Source organism: Odoribacter sp. Z80 (assembly GCF_009935865.1).
GTDB lineage: Bacteria > Bacteroidota > Bacteroidia > Bacteroidales > Marinifilaceae > Odoribacter.
In genome coordinates, this window is record NZ_QWEL01000005.1 from 37,811 (window position 1) to 56,242 (window position 18,432).

Here is an 18,432-nt window from a genome sequence, read left to right on the forward strand (position 1 = left end):
GAATGGTTTCGGAAAGATTGATTTAAGGGGGAATAAAAAAACAATCCGAAAAGTTTCAGGTTTCCTGCTTATGCAAGGAGTGCCGGACTTTTCGGATTGTTTTTCTTTTCAAACGGGCGGTTTTTATTCTGCCAAGACGGTAATTTCTGCTCCTGATGCAAAATCCTGACCGTTCTGTTCACTCAAAGCAGTGAAGCGGATATAACGGGCTTTCACCGCTTTGTTGAATTCTACTCGTTTTTCTTTCAGGTTGTTTTCAAAAGTTCCTTTGTGTATGGGGGTACCCCAGTTTTTTCCGTCCATGCTCACCTGAATACTATAGTCTTTGATGTTTCCGTTAGCGCCATTTTGACGGGGCAGATAGGTGAAGCCTTTGATATGTTTTACTTCTCCGGCGTCTAAATCTATCCAATGGGGGTGCTTGGCAACAGTAACTGAGTACATGGTGTGCCAAATGGTGTTGGGGTCGCCGTCTGTCAGATGGGAAGCATCGCCCTCGCCGGATTCCTGGCTGCTGGCATAAATGACTACGGTTTGGATGCTTTCGATTTTATCGAAAGTCATTTCCACTTTGAGGTCCGGGGTTTCTTTAAACCAGGCTGTAATTTTGCCTCCGTTGCGGAGGGAAATCGGTTGGGTGTATAATTGGGCTTTCCCCTTGCCTAAGGTGTAATAGATTGCTGCATTTGCTTTGGAAGAAGAAATCTCAACTACACCGGCCCGGTTACGGGAAACAGACAGTGGAATATCACCGGAAGGGGCGACATTGGCAACTTCAGTTAAATTTTTGCGGGCAGGCCGGATGATAAAACCGGTATTTCTCTGCTTAGCAAATACACGGTCGGGTTCAAGCGGACCACCCTGTCCGCAGCTGTTACCGCCCAAGCCAGTTACGGCAGCATCCAAATGTAAATAGGTATCTCCTGCTTCCGGTAGTTGGTAAGGGTGTGACGCTTTTATCAGATCCAGGGCCGAATAAGGAAGAGCCGATACGGATAAACGTTCTGTGGCAATAAATACGGCTCCTTCGCCGGCGGGATTAGTCAATGCACACCAGCGTACATCTTCATGATTGGCCATGTCCTGCGGTTTCGGGAAATTGACAAACTCATCCGTTACGGTGCTTTGATGGTATTCAATGAACTGTCCGGTTTTCCGGTCCGGATAATTGCCAACAGGTCCCCGGCCGTAATAGGTGAAATGTGTAAATTCTTTCGGAATGCTCATTACGTAACCCAGACGGGGCAATACCAGATTGGGCTGATTGGAAGTAATGCCGGATTGTAATTCTATGGAACCGTCCGGATAGACTGTCCAGATCTGATTCGTGATAAATTTGAAGTCATCTGGTCCGAAGGCTTTGTCTTCTAATTCCTCGATTTTGTTTTTGCCTGTACTGGTGCCGCCATGAATTTTAGCTGCATGGGGCGCTTGGGATTCAACGGTAAATGCTAATACGATGGTCCCGTCGGCTTTGGAAATGACTTTACTGTTGGTTGCTTTGTGCTGCAGGTTGTGCAGACCGCGTTCAAACCACTGTGAGTAAAACCAGTTGTCGTTGTTGGTGAAAGCCCTGAAAGCGTCCAGTTTCGGGCCGTTACCCGGCGTGATGACAATATTCCCGTTGTAAGTGAGGGTGTGGATGGTTCCGTTATCCAGATTGAATTTTACTTCAAAATTTTCTCCTTTAATGGTCTGAATATTGTCTTTTAAAGCGGATTGAAGTTTTTCGCTACTATGGGCAATACTCCGGATATGTGGACGATGGGTGGCTTCTTTCACCCGGTATTGTTCTTCAGCCGTAACAAAGCCCTTATTTCCCCATGGCATCTTTTCTTTTAATGTGAATTGGAGTTTGACGAAATATTCGGAACTCTCTTTCAATTGGTTAAAATCATAGGGGACAGTTACTTGTTTTTTGGTACGGGCCGGAACTGGACCTGTCACCAGATTTCCGGATTCAATCTCTTCCCCGTTTTCATATAAATACCATTTTACATCATAGTCGGAAAGGTCTTTAAAATAGTATTTATTGAAGATTTCAAAGGTGCCTTTCAGACTGTCGATGGCATTGATACCGATGTGCTGGTATACTTTTTTTACCTCATAATATTGGGGTTTGGCTTCCAAATCACCGAATACAATTCCGTTCATAACAAACTGACCGTCATTCGGAGTATCACCGAAATCTCCTCCGTAAGCCAGATAGCGTTCTCCTGTTTCGGGGTCATAATTGTACATGGATTGATCTACCCAGTCCCAAATAGCACCTCCGCAGAAGAAATTAGTCGATTCAATGGCTTCCCAGTAATCAATGAGGTTGCCGACTGCATTTCCCATAGAATGGGCATATTCCGAAATATGGAAAGGGTATTTAATGTTGTAATTGCCTTTTACAGCTCCACGTATCCAGCCGATAGACGGATATTGGTTGGAACCCATATCTACAATGTCATTATTGCGTTCGTATTGTACCGGACGGGATAAATCTGATTTTTTCAGCTCATTGTATGCTGCTACAAAGTTTTTACCTGGTCCGGCCTCATTTCCTAAAGACCAGATTACAATGGAAGGATGATTGATGTGACACCGTACCATTTCCATGACACGGGCTATGTGGGCGTTTTTCCATTCCACCGGATGAGAAAGAGAGGCTGTGCCGTAATAATATTCATGGGATTCAATATTGGCTTCATCTTCTAAGTAGATACCATATTTATTGCACAGATAGTACCAGTAAGGATCATCCGGATAGTGGGAATTACGCACGTGATTGATATTAGCCCGTTTCATTAACATGATTTCATCTTCCATGATTTTCCGGGTAATGGCGTGTCCTACAGCAGGATTGGATTCGTGACGATTGACACCTTTTAATTTTACCGTTTTACCATTTACGTAATAATAGCGTCCCGCCAAGCCGAATTCATCCTCAGAAGCCGGTGTGTCTTTGATTTCTACTTTCCGGAAACCGACAATGGTTGAAACGGTTTCTACTGTCCGGCCTCTGGCATCTTTTAGTTGTGCCACCAATGTATAGCGATGGGGCGTTTCGGAAGTCCATTGGGCAGGTGCTTTTACATGTAGTACAGCTTTGTCCGCCTCTTCAGTCTCACGGGTAGCAATCGGTTTTACGGTTGCTGTTGCAGTCGCATTCGCTACCGGTACGTTTTCATCCGAATATAATTTGTTGGCATAAAGGCTGTATATTATTTTATATCCTTTAGCGGTTTTTTTCCCGAAATTCCGGACGTCGGCACTAATGTTTAAAGAACCGTCGGTGTAGTTGGCATCCAGGTCGGGAATGGCTGTCAGGTCACGGATCTGGACCTTGGGAGTCGAGTAGAGTGCCACTGTCCGGAAAATTCCGGGCAACCGGAACATATCCTGAGCTTCCAGAAAGGAACCGTCAGAGCTGCGGTATACTTCGACTGCTACTGTATTTTTGCCTTTTTGCAGGTAGGGAGTAATGTCAAAGTTTGCCAGATTTCTCGAATTTTTGGAGAATCCCACATATTTGCCGTTGATCCACAGGTAGAAGAAAGAGTCTACCCCTTCAAAACTGATAAAGATTTCGCGCCCTTCCCAGTTGGACGGAATGTCAAATTCACGACGGTAAGAACCTACTTCATTCCGGTGTTTATAGGTGGTCCACTGGGTTGGAGGAGTCCGCATGACTCCACCCCGCCAGTCGTCTACTTTTACACGATGCATGAAGATGACAGGCTGATTCACATAGATGGGTACTCCATACTTCAGGCTACCGTCTTTTTGAATGCCGTAGATGTTCCAGTTGGAAGGTACAGGTATACATTCCCAGGTAGAAACATTATATTCCGGTTTATAGAAATCTTTAGGACGGGATTCCGGGTCGGGAGCCCAATTGAATTTCCAGTCTCCATTTAAGGATTGCCAGTATTTACTGTTTTCAGGCAGTACTTTCCGGGCGCTTTCAACATCCTGGAAGGAAAAGAAATAAGCTCGCGGTTGTTCTTTATTCAGAGCTAAATTTTCGGGCGATTCCCATTCCTTACCGGAAGGAGCATGTACAGAGGCATAGCTATAGCCTTCGAGTGGAGGGTGGTCTGCAAAACTTTGTAAAGCTAAATGACACAGAATCAATCCTAATGTGATTTTACGCATGATTTTCTTTTTTATGATGATAAATATTCTTTTTATTTCCGGCACACGTTAGAAATACAATATTCGCTAAAATCTCCCGTTTTGCCAAATCATTTCTTAAAAATGACAGCAAAAAACAAACGCTAAATAAATGATTTGTCATTTATTTAGCGTTTTGTCTTGGTGATCCCGTGGGGACTCGAACCCCAATCAAAGGAACCGGAATCCTTCATTCTATCCATTGAACTACGGAACCAAATGCAGTGCAAAGATAATAAAAAAAGAAAAAGGGGACAAAAGTCCCCTTTATTTTTTAAATTACTTTGCTTTTTTAACGCTACCGTAATTTACTCTCAAAGAGTTTGCTTTACGTAACTCCTGTTTGATATCGGTAACAATACCCATTGTTACATTTCTGTCTACCTTCAGGTTGTTTGTAATGCTGTTTCTATCCTCTTCTTTTCTGGCTTCACGTTCAGCAGCAATGAAAGCTCCTAATTCCTGCAAAGTGGCAAAGCGATCATTTAACTGAATACGGGGTTCTGTTCCGTAAGCTCCTTGATAGGCATCTGTCGGTTTTCCGATGTAGATGTTGCTGACCAAAGATTTCTTTTCCAGTTTTACCGTTTGCGTAGCCTGAGGCATTGCATTGCTTACCATAAGTGAAACTTCCCGCATGGTCGTTGCTACCATGAAGAAGAACAGCAACATAAACACAATATCGGGTAGAGAAGCCGTAGAAATAGCAGGTGTCTCTTTTTTACCGTCTTTTTTAAATTTTGCCATTATTTCTTTCCTCCAATGTTTGTAGGTTCAGCTTCAGAAATCTGCATGGGGATAACTAATTTCACTGCATCTTGTTGTTCCAGAGTCAGTTGATCGAAGTTCTTTCCCCATTTTTCGTTGGATTTCATGTTTCTCAGTTCATTATAGGCGGCTGTCAATTGGTCTTGAACAGCGATATACATCTCGTAAGATGTGCCTTTGTCACTTTTTAATGAAACAATCCCTTTTGATACCTCTACCGGACCGAAAAGTTCAATCGTTTTGATTTCTTTCTGAGGCAATTCTTCACTGTTATTTGGATTCAGAATGAATTCAATGGTTCTGTCCTTCAGAGTAGAAACATCTGCTATATCTCCGTTAATGGATATCTGGTTATCCCGGTTTACTAATATCTGCAGGATATTCCGCTTTGCATATTTGGGTGCTTCGGTATTATCCGGCTGATAAGGCGGAAGCCGCCGGTACAAACCGGAATCAACGTTCATGGTTGTTGTTGCAAGAAAGAATGCAAGCAACAGGAACGCAATATCGGCGGTAGAACTCGCATTAATTTCCGGTGTTTTCTTTGGCATATTTCTCTTTTTTTACTATTCCTCCTGGAATAGGATTATTACATAACTCGTCTGTAAATTTCCGATCCCACGATGGCAAGGATTGCCCCACCAAATAGGATATACATGGTATATAAGATCGTATCTGAAAAGATCAGCATGGAAGGTACGTTATCAGTACCCGTATAACCGATCAGTTTCATCGGAGTGCCGTCTGCCAACGCGTATGCAACCAGAACAACCACTAAGATTACCAGCAAGCCGACAAAGCTTTTCAAGGCTTCTTTCGGACGAGTAAATAAGCGGATAATCGGGAAAATAGCAGCTGCTAAAGTTGCGATGCCCAGCAGTATGTAAGCCCAGTTAAGGAATAATGCGGTATAGACCGGTGTCGGATATACTTGATTGGGGATGTTGCCGCCAAACATGAATAATCCCAACAATACGACCGTGATTACCAACATTACAACGGTTACAATATTGAGAATCTTCTTGCTATTCATTTTTTATTTGTTTTTTTGTTCGTATTTAATCAGGATATCCAACATGCTTACAGATGCATCTTCCATGTTATTTACGATACCTTCAATTTTTGCAGTACAGTAGTTATAGAAAATCTGAAGAATCATAGCAACGATCAAACCACCTACGGTTGTAATCAAAGCTACTTTAATACCTCCTGCTACCAATGCCGGACTCATATCTCCTGCTGCCTGGATGTTATCGAATGCACCGATCATACCGATTACAGTACCCATAAACCCTAACATCGGAGCCAAAGCGATGAACAAACCGATCCAGGTCAACCCTTTTTCCATCAAACCCATTTGTACGGAACCGTAAGATACAACTGATTTTTCAACCATGTCCATACCTTGGTCATATCGTTCCAAACCTTGATAGAAAATGCTGGCTATCGGTCCGCGGGTATTACGGCAATATTCTTTTGCTGCTTCCAGGCCGCTGTTGTTCAATGCATCTTCAAAGCCTGCGATGAATTTTTTTGTATTGGTGTCTGAAAGGTTCAGATAGATAACCCTTTCAATAGCAATAGCCAAACCGAAAATCAAACACAATACAACGGCTGCCATAAATCCGGCACCACCCTCGATGAATTTTTGTTTGATGGCTGCATGTAACGAAGTACTCTCGATGTCCTCTTCTTCCATGGAAGCAGTAAGTTGTTCGGTTTGCTCCGTTTGTTCTGCAGGTGCTGCAGCTTCTTCTTCCTGAGCCATTAGTTTTGATGCTCCAATAGTAAGCATTCCAAAAACTGCTATTAGTGCAAATAATTTTCTCATGATCGCTTTAACTGATTTTTAGTTTATAAATAATTAAAATTTAACTCTCAACTCTGAATCGTTCTGTTTGCAAACCTTTGCTATAAGCAGAACACTCCAAAAGACGCGGCAAGTTACAAAAAAAATGTTAAAAGCCAATACGATTTACAGTTATTTCTCCTTTTATGGATGAATTTAAGTATTTTTTTATTTCGTTAGGGTCTGAATAATTTCCCAATAAGTGCATCATTTTACAAAGTGCTGCTTCGATAGTAATATCGAAGCCGCTTGATACTCCGTAATTTAATAATTCCCTGCTGGTTTCGTACCTGCCCATTTCTACCGTACCTCCCTGACATTGGGTGACATTATAAATGAGAATACCTTGGTCTGTGGCATGCTTGATTTTTGATAAAAAGGTCCGGTCTGTCGGGGCGTTTCCTGAACCGTAAGTTTCCAGGATGAGTCCTTTGAGGCCCGGAGTACCAATGACCGAATCAATTAATTCCGGACGAATGCCTGGAAAGAGTTGCAGGATGGCAATGTGCGTATCCATCTGGGTATATGCGGTAACCGGTCCTGCTTTCGGGGAGTAGTCAATAGCACCGTAATTATAGTGGATGTGAATCCCGATTTCTGCTAAGGGCGGATAATTGAATGCTTGAAAAGCATCAAAACTTTCGGCGTTGATTTTGGTGGTGCGATTGCCACGGAATAATTTTGCTCCAAATAGAATGCATACTTCCGGAACAATGGCTTTGCCTTCTAAAGTTGCTGCGGCAATTTCCAGGGCGGCAATCAAGTTCTCCCGTCCGTCTGTACGAATGGTTCCGATGGGTAATTGGGAACCGGTGAATACCACAGGTTTGGTCAGGTTGCTCAGCATGAAACTGAGGGCTGAAGCTGAATAAGCCATCGTGTCGGTTCCGTGAAGAATCACAAAACCGTCATATTGGTCATATCGTTCAAGAATGATGCGGCACAAATCTGCCCAGATGGAGGGTTGTAAATCCGAGGAGTCAATGATTTCCGGCAAAGTGTAACTGTCTATATTGAAACCGAATTCTTTGATTTCCGGTACTGCTTTTGCAATTTGCTCAAAGTTGAAAGGACATAAAGCTCCGGTTGCCGGATCGTTCACCATACCAATGGTTCCGCCTGTATATATGATGAGTACAGATTTCGTTGACATCTGTTTTTATTTATAAGGTTTGAATATACTCGTGTGTTGTATTTAAGATTTACTCAGTATGCAAATTAAATAAATTCATTGCATTTTGAAATGTGATTTCCTCTATTTTTTTTGTTTCTGTTTGGGTGATTTCTGCGATTTTCCGGGCTATGTATGGAATGTAGCTGCTTTCATTGCGCTTCCCCCGAAAAGGTTCCGGCGCCAGATAGGGAGAATCCGTTTCCAGGACAATGGAATCCGGGCCTATTTCCCGGAGGGTATCTGCCATTTGGCTTTTTTTGAAAGTGACGACTCCTCCTATGCCCAGTAAATATCCCATATCAATGGCTTTGCGTGCTTGTTCTGCATTTCCCGGAAAACAGTGGAGGATGCCTCGGCTGTAGGGATGTTTCTTTAAAATATCAAGAACCAGGTCCAGGGAATCGCGGGAATGGATGATTACCGGGCAATTCAAATCTTGTGCTATACCTAACTGGTGTTCAAAAACTTTGATTTGTTCGTGGTACCAGGTTTTATCCCAATACAGGTCGATGCCGCATTCTCCTATCCCGTAGTAACGGTGAGTGCCTACCTGTTTTTCTACCAGGGCAAGTTCCTGTTTGAAATTTTCATTGACGGATGTCGGATGCAAACCGGCAAGCGGGAGCATCATTTCGGGATACTCGGCTTCCAGGTTCAACATCCTTTCGCGGGATGCGCTGTCAATATCCGGCAGGATAATGTATTTCAGATTGGCGGCTTTTGCTCGCTCTACAACTTCCTTTCGGTCTTCCCGAAATTCTTCTTCATAAATATGGGAGTGTGTATCAATAAACATGAATGGAAATTTGGTTGTGTTCAACTACGCGAAAATAATAAATAATGGGAATAAAAAAACAGGCGTGTGGATTACACGCCTGTTTTGATTTTATTGCAGTGTTTGAGTTATACGTGTCCTTGGGCACACATAGCTTCTGCAACCTTGATGAAGCCGCCGATGTTGGCTCCTTTTACGTAGTCAATCTTGTCGCCATCCTTACCGAATTTAACGCAGGTATCATGGATGTCTTTCATGATTTGGGACAGTTTTTGGTCAACTTCTTCTGCAGTCCAGCTGTAACGCATGGAGTTCTGGCTCATTTCCAGACCCGATACGGCAACACCGCCGGCATTGGCAGCCTTACCCGGAGCGAAAGTGATGTGAGAGTTCAGGTAGCGAACAGCTTCTGCTGTACATCCCATATTGGATGTTTCTACTACCATCTGGCAACCGTTGGCAACCAATTGTTTTGCATCGTCTTCGTTCAATTCGTTCTGGATAGCACACGGGAATGCGATGTCGCATTTTACTTCCCACGGTTTTTTCTTAGCGAAGAATTTGGCACCGAATTTCTTGGCATACGGTTCAACTACATCATTGTTGCTGGCACGCAATTCCAACATGTAGTTCACACCTTCCTGGGTGATGCCTTTTTCGTCATAGATATATCCGTCCGGACCTGAAATAGTTACCAATTTAGCTCCCAGCTGAACGAGTTTCTGTGCAGCACCCCAGGCAACATTACCGAATCCGGAGATGGCAACGGTTTTACCTTTGATGTCCTGACCTTTTTCTTTCAGCATGTGTTGTGCAAAATAGACCGTTCCGTAACCGGTAGCTTCCGGACGTACGCGTGAACCACCGAATTCTCTGTTCTTTCCGGTCAGTACTCCTACGAACTCATTGCGGATTCTTTTGTATTGTCCGAACAGATAACCGATTTCACGACCGCCGACACCGATGTCACCGGCAGGTACGTCTGTGTCCGGACCGATGTGTTTGCACAGTTCAGTCATGAAACTCTGGCAGAACCGCATAACTTCGTTGTCAGATTTTCCTTTCGGATTGAAATCAGAACCTCCTTTACCTCCACCCATAGGTAAGGTTGTCAGGGAGTTTTTAAAAGTTTGTTCAAATCCTAAGAATTTTAAACCGCCTAAAGTAACGGACGGATGGAAGCGCAGACCTCCTTTGTACGGTCCGATAGCACTGTTGAACTGTACCCGGTAACCCCTGTTGATTTGAACTTCTCCTTTATCATCAATCCAAGGAACCCTGAACATGATAACTCTTTCCGGCTCTACCATTTTTTCCAATATTTTATTGGCTTTATATTTCGGATTAGCCTGATAGGTATCCCATACAGTTTCAATAACTTCTTCTACAGCCTGGTGGAATTCTGCTTCACCAACTGTTTTTGCCTTTAAGGCATCCATGAATTCTTTAATTTCTGGTCTCATTGATATCGTTTTTTAGTATGAGTTTCTTCAAACGTTTTCGAATCCCAAAATTATTTAATTATTTATTATCCCAAAATTTTTTAGCCTTATTTTTTCATTAAATAAGTTTGTGTTTTGCTTTCAGATTGTTAGTGAAAAAACTGGCTTGCTAAAAATCTGTTATCAATTTGCCAGGGCGTATTTTTTTCCCGGCAGGGCTAAAATTTTTCCTTCCAGTTCCAGTTGTAATAAAAGAGCAGAGAGTTCTCCCGGGGGAATGGACATGCATTGATGCAGTTCGTCAATGTGGGTGTCTCCGTGTTCTTTTAATACGGCCAGCAGAATGGTTTCTTTTTCTGAGGTATCAAAGAATTCTAAATGAATTTGTTGGGGATGTTCCCGGGAGATAGGGAAATTCAGGATGCGGGCAATGTCGGTGGCATTATCTATTAGAGCGGCAGTGTTTTCTTTTATCAAAAGATTGCAGCCGGAAGAATAGGGATCTTCTGGGCGGCCCGGCAAGGCCATGACTTCCCGGTTATAGGACAGGGCGAGACGGGCGGTCGACATGGCCCCTCCTTTTTGGGCTGATTCCGCAATCAGGGTGGCATGGCAAAGACCGGCAATAATCCGGTTACGGCGCAGGAAATTCACCGGGTGTATGGGAGCTGTACAGGGAAATTCACTGAGTAAAGCCCCTCCGGAGTTCAGGATGTTTTCAGCGAGATTTTTGTGGGAAGCCGGATAAATCATATGTAATCCGTGTCCCAGTACCGCAAAAGTGGGTAGTCCGTGTTTCAGGCTTGCTCTGTGGGCTGATGCGTCAATGCCATAAGCTAACCCACTGACGATAACCGGCCGGAAGTTCAGGGCACATAATTCAGCTATGAGATTTTCTACGCGTGTCTGGCAACGGGAAGAAGCGTGGCGTGTTCCTACGATAGCCAGATATTTATTGGAGTCCGGGGAGGTGAACTTTCCTTTGTAATAAAATACCAAGGGAGCATCTTCACATTGTTTCAGTAATTCAGGATAATGATGGTGTTCTATGGAGCAAATCCGGATGTCGTGCTTTTCTATTTCTGCCATTTCTTTTTTTGCTTTGGTCAAAGCAGTTTTGCGGTCGAATAGGTTGGCAGAAATATGGAGTGTTTTATATAAAGAAGATAAAGCTTTGTCGCTTTCTTCAAAAAAGCCTTCAATGCCTCCGCATTTTTCCACCAACGGGAGGCACAAGTTGCTGTTCAGCCGGGGGATGAAGCTTGTTGCGATGAATGCCTGTGCAGAACTCTCGGTTTTCATAAAATCAGTGTTGAAGGTGGATATAAACAAATTTACAATATTTAATCCGGACAGGCAATTTTTATTTTGGTATTTATATACATCTTTACAATTAACCCATGATTATTTTTTTCCTTTCTTCGGTGAAAACCATTCCGGGCTTGCTTCCGGCAGTATAACGTTTGAACGTTTGATGCAAGGGGAATGGATTGGAGCTGAAGGACCGGATAACATGACAAAAGAATGCCGGCATGCAGGGTGAGCATATATAAAATACTTTTATTATAATTTGGTTAAAGGGGATTTTCCGAAGAATTGGAGTTTTAGCGATTACTTCGTATTTTTGTAAAAATTTCCGATTATGAATCATATTGTTTTTACCCGGGAAAGTGCTGTTGCCATAAGGAATGAGCTGAAAGAAGTGCAATGTTCCGATGTGTTTGTTTTAGTGGATAATAATAGCCGTAATTATTGTCTGAACAGTCTGAATTTAGGAGCCGTTCCTGTGGAACATATTATAACCATAGCCGAAGGGGAACATAACAAATCATTGGAAAGTGTTTCTTATATTTGGCAAGTGCTATCGGAGCAGGGGGCCAGACGTAATTCCGTTTTGGTAAATGTTGGAGGAGGAGTAATTACAGATATCGGAGGTTTTGCTGCTTCTTGTTTTAAAAGAGGAATCCGGTGTGTAAATGTCCCGACTACTTTGTTGGCTCAGGTAGATGCTTCGGTGGGGGGAAAAACCGGCATTAATTTTAATGGGTTGAAAAATGAAATCGGCACTTTTTCCATACCGGAATGTGTCATTATAGATAATTCGTTTTTGTCTTCCTTGCCTCAAAGACAGATATTGTCCGGTTTTGCGGAAATGTTGAAACATGCCTTGTTGGCTGACGAAGAACACCTGGCGGAAGTAATGCAAGCCGATTTGAAAAAAACAGAAGAGAGCAGTTTTTTGGATTTGATCCGGAAATCGGTTGCTGTAAAAGCTGCGGTTGTTGAAAGTGACCCCCGGGAAAAGGGATTGAGAAAAGCTTTAAATTTCGGACATACAATCGGGCATGCCATTGAGAGCATGGCTATCCGGAAAGGTCTGCAGATTTATCATGGGGATGCTGTTGCTTACGGTATGATTGCGGAGCTTTTCCTTTCTGTGCGCAAATTGGGATTTTCCGGGAACCATTTTGAGTGTGTGAAGCATTTTATCCGGGAAAATTATCCGGTTTATCATTCCGTAGGAGCGGGAGAAGAACTATATGAACTGATGTTGCATGATAAGAAGAACGAAAGGAATGGTGTTAATTTTACTTTATTGCGCCATTTCGGAGAGATAGAAATTGACCAATATTGCACGAAAGAGGAAATCTTTGAAGCATTGGAACAATTAACCTGAGGCTGGAATGAACATCTCCCTGAATCTGAGAAAAGAGAACATATATGGGCGGGTAAATTTGCCGGCTTCAAAGAGTATTTCTAACCGGGTGTTGATTATCAATGCGTTGGCTGATAGTAGTTTGCCGGTGGGAAATTTGTCTGATTGCGATGATACGAAGAGTATGCTCCGTGTGTTGCAGTCGGAAGAAAACAGTTTCGATATAGGGCATGCAGGTACTGCTATGCGTTTTCTGACGGCCTATCTGTCGAAAATTATGGGTCGGTGGGAATTGACAGGCTCGGAGAGGATGAAGCAACGGCCTATCGGTGTATTGGTAGAGGCTTTAAATCAATTGGGGGCCCGCATAGAATATGCGGAGCAGCCTGGTTTCCCTCCGTTGCGGATTTATGGTTCCCGTCTTGTGGGAGGGGCCCTGGAGATACCCGCTTCTGTAAGCAGCCAATATATTTCGGCCTTGATGATGATTGCTCCCTATATGGAGAAAGGATTGACGCTTTACCTTACGGGGAAAGTGGTCTCCGGTACGTATATTGATATGACTGCCGGGATTATGCAGGAGTTTGGAGTTGACGTGATACGTCGGGGAGCTGAAATCCGAATCGCTCCGGGAGCGTATACTCCTGTTCCCTACCGGGTGGAGGCCGATTGGAGCGCTGCTTCTTATTTCTATGAATTGCTGGCTATTGCAGACAACGGCAGAATTCGGATGGAAGGATTGAGCCGGCAAAGCAGACAGGGGGATTCCCGCCAGGTGGAGGTGTGGGAAAAGTTGGGGGTAAATACTTCTTTTGAGGAAGGAGGAGTTGTCCTGACTAAAGGGGGAGCGCCGGCTTCTTGTCTGGAATATAATTTTGTGGAAATGCCTGATTTGGTACAGTCTTTTGCCGTTGCTTGTTGTATGATGGATATACCGTTCGCTTTTCGTGGAATAGAAACTTTACGGATTAAAGAAACCGACCGAATCCGGGCCTTGACGGATGAGTTGCGCCGGTTGGGTTTTGTATTGAAAGCGGAAGGAAATAACTGTTTGTTGTGGGAAGGAGCAAAGTGTGAGGCGGATTTGCGGGTGGAGATTCAGACTTATCACGACCACCGTATGGCGATGGCTTTTGCTCCGGCTGCTTTGAAATATCCGGATATGGTCATTGCAGATAAAGAGGTGGTGACAAAATCTTTTCCCGGCTATTGGGAAGAATTACATAAATGTGCCGGCGTGAATTTGAAATGCTGATTCGGTCTGAAATGATTATTGCTATGTTTGAAAGTCTTTTACAATCCTCTTATTTTGCTCTTTTTCTGATTGTCGCTTTGGGGTTTATCCTGGGGAAGATAAATTTTAAAGGAATATCTCTGGATGTTTCTGCGGTAATTTTTATTGCTTTGTTATTCGGGCATTTTGGTGTTATCATTCCGAAAGAATTGGGTAATTTCGGTTTGGTGTTGTTTATTTTTACTATCGGCATCCAATCTGGTCCCGGTTTTTTCGGTTCTTTTAAATCGAAAGGAAAAGTTTTGATTCTCATTACTTTGTTGATTGTTGGCTCCGCTTCCTTAACGGGGGTGTTTCTGAAATATATGCTGAACATACGGACCGATGAGATTGTGGGCTTAATAGCCGGTGCTTTAACCAGTACGCCGGGATTGGCTGCTGCCATAGATGCTACACAGTCGTCTTCCGCTTCTATTTCTTATGGTATTGCCTATCCTTTTGGAGTAATAGGGGTCATTTTATTTGTGAAATTGTTGCCGAAGATGTTGGGGATTGATTTGAAGGTGGAAGAAAAACGCCTGGAGCGTATGCAGAAAGAAAAATACCCTTCCTTGCAAACGGCTACTTTCCGTATAACCAATCTGGGAGTAGTAGGAAAATCGTTGATTCAATTGCAGATCCGGACAATGACGGGAGCGGTCGTGTCCCGTATTCGGCACGGAGAAAATACGGAACTTCCCTCTCCGCAGAGTATTTTGCATAAAGACGATTTGGTGAAAGCTGTGGGAAATGAGTTGGCTTTGGAGCAGCTGGGGCTTTTGTTGGGGGAGAGGATAACGGAAGATTTGCCTTTGGCTCAGTCGTATGAGTTACGTCTTCTTTTGATCACCAATAAGGAGTTAATCGGAAAAAGTTTGGGAAATCTCAATCTGCAGGGAAATTTTCATTCGACGGTAACGCGTGTCAGACGGAGTGGTATTGATCTTTCCCCGACTCCTGATTTGGTTTTGAAGTTCGGGGATAAACTGACAGTAGTCGGGCACAAGGATAGTTTGACGGAATTGTCCAAATTGGTGGGAAATGATGAAAAACGGCTTTCTGATACTGATTTTTTTCCGATCGCCATGGGGATTGTTCTGGGAGTGATTTTTGGGAAAATCAATATTTCTTTTTCCGATAGTTTTCATTTTTCTCCGGGGTTGACCGGGGGAGTGTTGATTGTGGCTTTGATATTGAGTGCTTTAGGAAAAACCGGCCCGATTATCTGGTCGATGTCCGGTTCGGCCAACCAATTGTTGCGCCAGTTGGGATTGTTATTGTTTCTGGCTGAAGTCGGAACTTCTGCCGGGACAAATCTGGTAGCCACTTTTCAGGAGAGTGGCTGGATGCTTTTCGGTGTCGGTTTTGCTATTACGTTGGTACCTATGATTATGGCCGTGCTGATAGGTTATTTTATTTGTAAAATCAGTATTTTTGATTTGATGGGAACCATTACCGGCGGAATGACCAGTACGCCTGGACTGGCTGCTGCTGATTCGATGACCGGCTTAGATATTCCCAGCGTTGCTTATGCTACGGTCTATCCGATAGCTATGGTCTTTTTGATTATTTTTATTCAATTGATAGCGGCGTTCCTGTAAATTAAACCTTTCTTCGGACTTTAAAGAAATCTTTTACTATTTTGCTGCATTCTTCTGCGAGGACTTCGGTTGTCAATTTTGTGCGGGGGTGAAGCACGGAAGGGGTTAAACGGGAATAGCCCCGGTGAGGGTCGGGTGCCCCGATGATTAATTCTCCGAGTTGTGCCCAGGCCAATGCCCCTGCACACATGGTACAGGGCTCCATTGTGACATATAGACTGCATTCGTTCAGGTATTTTCCCCCTAAATAGGCTGATGCCATGGTGGTGGCGAGCATTTCTGCATGGGCCGTGACATCATTTAGTTTTTCAGTTTCGTTGTGGGCGCGGGCAATGATTTTACCCTGGCATACCACTATTGCCCCTACCGGAATTTCTCCTTCTTCGGCTGCTTTGCGGGCTTCTGCCAGTGCTTGCCGCATATATTTTTCGTGGGTTGCGCTATCCAATGAGTCTGATAATTAAATGTGGCTGTAATTTTTTGCAAAACTAAAAACTTTTTGCACAATTTTCTGCGGTCGGTTTCTTTTCCTTCGTTTGTCATGCTGTTTTATGATAACGTTTGAGGACAATTCGGAGTGAATGATGATTGAAATATTTTGGTAACAGGGATTTTATTCTTAATTTTAACATCTCCAAAAAGGATGATTTGGTCGTTTATTAATCATTAATCATATTTTTATGCAGACTATTGATACTTATAATTTTCAAGGCAAAAAAGCGTTAATCCGTGTAGATTTTAATGTGCCTTTGAATGATAAATTTGAAATAACCGATGATACCCGGATGCGGGCTGCTATTCCTACCATTAAAAAAGTATTGGCTGGCGGCGGTGCTGTTATTCTGATGTCGCACTTGGGACGTCCGAAAGGTCCTGATGCAAAGTTTTCTTTGAAACATATTCTGAAACATTTGGAAGAATTGTTGGGACAACCGGTGAAATTTGCTGATGATTGTGTGGGTGAAAGTGCTAAAAAACAGGCTTCCGAATTGAAACCGGGGGAGGTTCTGGTATTGGAAAACCTGCGCTTCTATGCAGAAGAGGAAGGGAAGCCCCGTGGATTGGCCGAGGATGCTTCGGAGGAAGAGAAAAAAGCTGCTAAAGCTGCTGTAAAAGAATCTCAGAAAAAGTTTGTTGCCGACCTGGCTTCTTTGGGAGATTGCTGGATCAATGATGCTTTTGGTACTGCTCACCGGGCACATGCTTCCACAGCTTTGATTGCTAAATATTTTCCGAATGATAAAATGTTCGGCTATGTGATGGAAGGTGAACTTAAGGCAGTCGATAGTGTAATGAAAAATCCGAAACGTCCGTTTACTGCTATCATGGGAGGTTCGAAAGTGTCTTCCAAAATTGATATTATCATGAACCTGATGGATAAGGTGGATAACCTCATTCTGGGAGGTGGTATGACTTATACTTTCAAAGCGGCGTTGGGAGGTCATGTGGGTAGCTCTATCTGCGAAACAGACAAATTGGATCTGGCTTTAGACATTATGCGGATTGCCAAAGAAAAAGGGGTGAATCTGGTGCTTTCCAATCAGGCTGTCGTGGCGGATGCTTTCAGTAATGATGCCAACGTACAGATTTGCGATCCGATGGAAATTCCTGATGGTTGGGAAGGATTGGATATCGGCCCGGAAACGCGGGAGCGTTTTGCTCAAGTGATTGAAGAATCAAAAACCATTCTTTGGAATGGCCCGGTCGGCGTATTTGAGATGCCGAAATTTGCGGAGGGAACGAAGGCTGTTGCAGATGCTATTGTAAAAGCAACAGAAAAAGGAGCCTTCTCATTGATTGGCGGAGGTGATTCTGTGGCTGCTATCAATCAGTTTGGCCTGGCCGACAAAGTAAGCTATGTTTCCACTGGTGGCGGTGCTCTTCTGGAGTATATCGAAGGAAAGGACCTGCCTGGTATTTCTGCTATTCGCGGAGAATAAGCCTGTCTTTTGCGGAATTGAAAGCGTCTGTCTCCTGGGAGGCAGACGCTTTGCATTAACGCTGGAGGAGTCTGAACCGGTTTCGTTTTCCGAAAAGAATGAATATATCATTCGGTTGTACAATGAAATCATCGGGTGGCGTTTCCAGTAACTCCATTTGTAAATATCCCTTTTCTTCGTCGTGAATATAGTGTTTGATTGCTATTAACTTCAGGGAAAAATCTTTTTCTAATTGAATGTCGGTAAGTTTACGTCCCGAGAAAAATGCAGGCAATTTCATTTCATAAATGAAATAATCCGGAGTAATTTCATAGGAATAGATTAAAGTAGTGATGTCTGTTTTAGTGGCAAAATAGTCGGCATATTCTTTTTCCAGTTGGATGATTTCCATAATGCCCATGGCTTCCAGTACGGTTTTATGAAGAGCGGAAATGGCCCGGGCAATGATTCTTTTGGCTCCGTTTTGTTTCAGGATGGCTATCGTCAGTATGGATGCCCCGGCATCTTTGCCGAGGGTTACAATATTGAGGTCTGCTTCTTTTAATGGAAGATTGCGGACTGCCTGCTCGTTGTTTAAATCTAAGCAGATTGTGTTTTTAATGCTGTCTTTGTAAGCATTTACTTTATCCATATTTTTATCTACTCCGATAACCTCATAGCCCATTGCCGTCAGGCGTTGTGCCAACGCCATGCCGAAATTTCCGAGACCGATGATGATGCATTTCATAGCTACCTGGTTTCAAGGTTTTTATTCCGGTCATACGAAAATCATTGCGGTAAGTTTTTTTCCGGC

The 18,432-nt window shown here is 43.4% G+C and carries 15 protein-coding genes and 1 tRNA gene; 4 read left to right on the forward strand and 12 right to left on the reverse strand.

The window, feature by feature from the left end:
* Nucleotides 1-123: 123 nt before the first annotated feature.
* The 10 genes from D1136_RS06270 to dprA all read right to left on the reverse strand — a co-directional run bounded on the left by D1136_RS06270 (nucleotide 124) and on the right by dprA (nucleotide 11,471).
* Nucleotides 124-4,143, reverse strand: a complete 4,020-nt coding sequence (locus tag D1136_RS06270; protein ID WP_161876777.1) for a glycoside hydrolase family 2 TIM barrel-domain containing protein — start codon at nucleotides 4,141-4,143, stop codon at nucleotides 124-126.
* Between the two features lie 160 nt (nucleotides 4,144-4,303).
* Nucleotides 4,304-4,378 (reverse strand) — tRNA-Arg (locus D1136_RS06275).
* 62 nt (nucleotides 4,379-4,440) lie between these two features.
* Entirely contained in the window at nucleotides 4,441-4,908 is a 468-nt protein-coding gene (locus D1136_RS06280) for a biopolymer transporter ExbD (RefSeq protein WP_161876778.1), read from the reverse strand.
* A complete protein-coding gene (locus D1136_RS06285; protein ID WP_161876779.1) occupies nucleotides 4,908-5,480 on the reverse strand; it encodes a biopolymer transporter ExbD in 573 nt (190 codons plus the stop codon). The genes D1136_RS06280 and D1136_RS06285 overlap by 1 nt, the downstream gene beginning before the upstream one ends.
* 38 nt (nucleotides 5,481-5,518) lie before the next feature.
* The gene (locus tag D1136_RS06290) at nucleotides 5,519-5,923 is read right to left on the reverse strand and encodes a hypothetical protein (protein WP_237567007.1); all 405 of its coding nucleotides are present in this window, start codon (nucleotides 5,921-5,923) and stop codon (nucleotides 5,519-5,521) included.
* 42 nt (nucleotides 5,924-5,965) lie between these two features.
* On the reverse strand, nucleotides 5,966-6,760 hold the full coding sequence (locus D1136_RS06295; RefSeq protein ID WP_161876781.1) for a MotA/TolQ/ExbB proton channel family protein: 795 nt from the start codon (nucleotides 6,758-6,760) through the stop codon (nucleotides 5,966-5,968).
* Between the two features lie 127 nt (nucleotides 6,761-6,887).
* Entirely contained in the window at nucleotides 6,888-7,931 is a 1,044-nt protein-coding gene (locus D1136_RS06300) for an asparaginase (protein WP_161876782.1), read from the reverse strand.
* A gap of 49 nt (nucleotides 7,932-7,980) precedes the next feature.
* A complete protein-coding gene (locus tag D1136_RS06305) occupies nucleotides 7,981-8,748 on the reverse strand; it encodes a TatD family hydrolase (RefSeq protein ID WP_161876783.1) in 768 nt (255 codons plus the stop codon).
* Nucleotides 8,749-8,855: 107 nt separating this feature from the next.
* Nucleotides 8,856-10,190 (reverse strand): NADP-specific glutamate dehydrogenase, encoded by a 1,335-nt coding sequence (gdhA, locus tag D1136_RS06310; protein ID WP_161876784.1) that lies wholly within the window; start codon nucleotides 10,188-10,190, stop codon nucleotides 8,856-8,858.
* 162 nt (nucleotides 10,191-10,352) lie between these two features.
* On the reverse strand, nucleotides 10,353-11,471 hold the full coding sequence (gene dprA / locus D1136_RS06315) for a DNA-processing protein DprA (protein WP_161876785.1): 1,119 nt from the start codon (nucleotides 11,469-11,471) through the stop codon (nucleotides 10,353-10,355).
* A 340-nt stretch (nucleotides 11,472-11,811) separates the two neighbouring features.
* Here dprA and aroB point away from each other — a divergent pair, with 340 nt between their 5' ends.
* Genes aroB through D1136_RS06330 form a run of 3 tightly spaced genes read left to right on the forward strand, consistent with a single transcriptional unit; the run spans nucleotide 11,812 to nucleotide 15,699 of the window.
* The gene (aroB, locus tag D1136_RS06320) at nucleotides 11,812-12,846 is read left to right on the forward strand and encodes a 3-dehydroquinate synthase (RefSeq protein ID WP_161876786.1); all 1,035 of its coding nucleotides are present in this window, start codon (nucleotides 11,812-11,814) and stop codon (nucleotides 12,844-12,846) included.
* Between the two features lie 7 nt (nucleotides 12,847-12,853).
* Entirely contained in the window at nucleotides 12,854-14,080 is a 1,227-nt protein-coding gene (locus D1136_RS06325; RefSeq protein WP_161876787.1) for a 3-phosphoshikimate 1-carboxyvinyltransferase, read from the forward strand.
* Nucleotides 14,081-14,103: 23 nt separating this feature from the next.
* On the forward strand, nucleotides 14,104-15,699 hold the full coding sequence (locus D1136_RS06330) for an aspartate:alanine exchanger family transporter (RefSeq protein WP_161876880.1): 1,596 nt from the start codon (nucleotides 14,104-14,106) through the stop codon (nucleotides 15,697-15,699).
* A 1-nt stretch (nucleotide 15,700) separates the two neighbouring features.
* Here the strand turns inward: D1136_RS06330 and D1136_RS06335 are convergent, their stop codons facing one another.
* Entirely contained in the window at nucleotides 15,701-16,147 is a 447-nt protein-coding gene (locus D1136_RS06335) for a nucleoside deaminase (RefSeq protein ID WP_255491929.1), read from the reverse strand.
* A 232-nt stretch (nucleotides 16,148-16,379) separates the two neighbouring features.
* On the opposite strand from D1136_RS06335, the gene pgk reads away from it, so the two are divergent.
* On the forward strand, nucleotides 16,380-17,639 hold the full coding sequence (pgk, locus tag D1136_RS06340; RefSeq protein ID WP_161876789.1) for a phosphoglycerate kinase: 1,260 nt from the start codon (nucleotides 16,380-16,382) through the stop codon (nucleotides 17,637-17,639).
* A 55-nt stretch (nucleotides 17,640-17,694) separates the two neighbouring features.
* Here pgk and D1136_RS06345 read toward each other — a convergent pair whose 3' ends face one another.
* Nucleotides 17,695-18,366, reverse strand: a complete 672-nt coding sequence (locus tag D1136_RS06345) for a TrkA family potassium uptake protein (RefSeq protein WP_161876790.1) — start codon at nucleotides 18,364-18,366, stop codon at nucleotides 17,695-17,697.
* Nucleotides 18,367-18,432 lie beyond the last annotated feature (66 nt).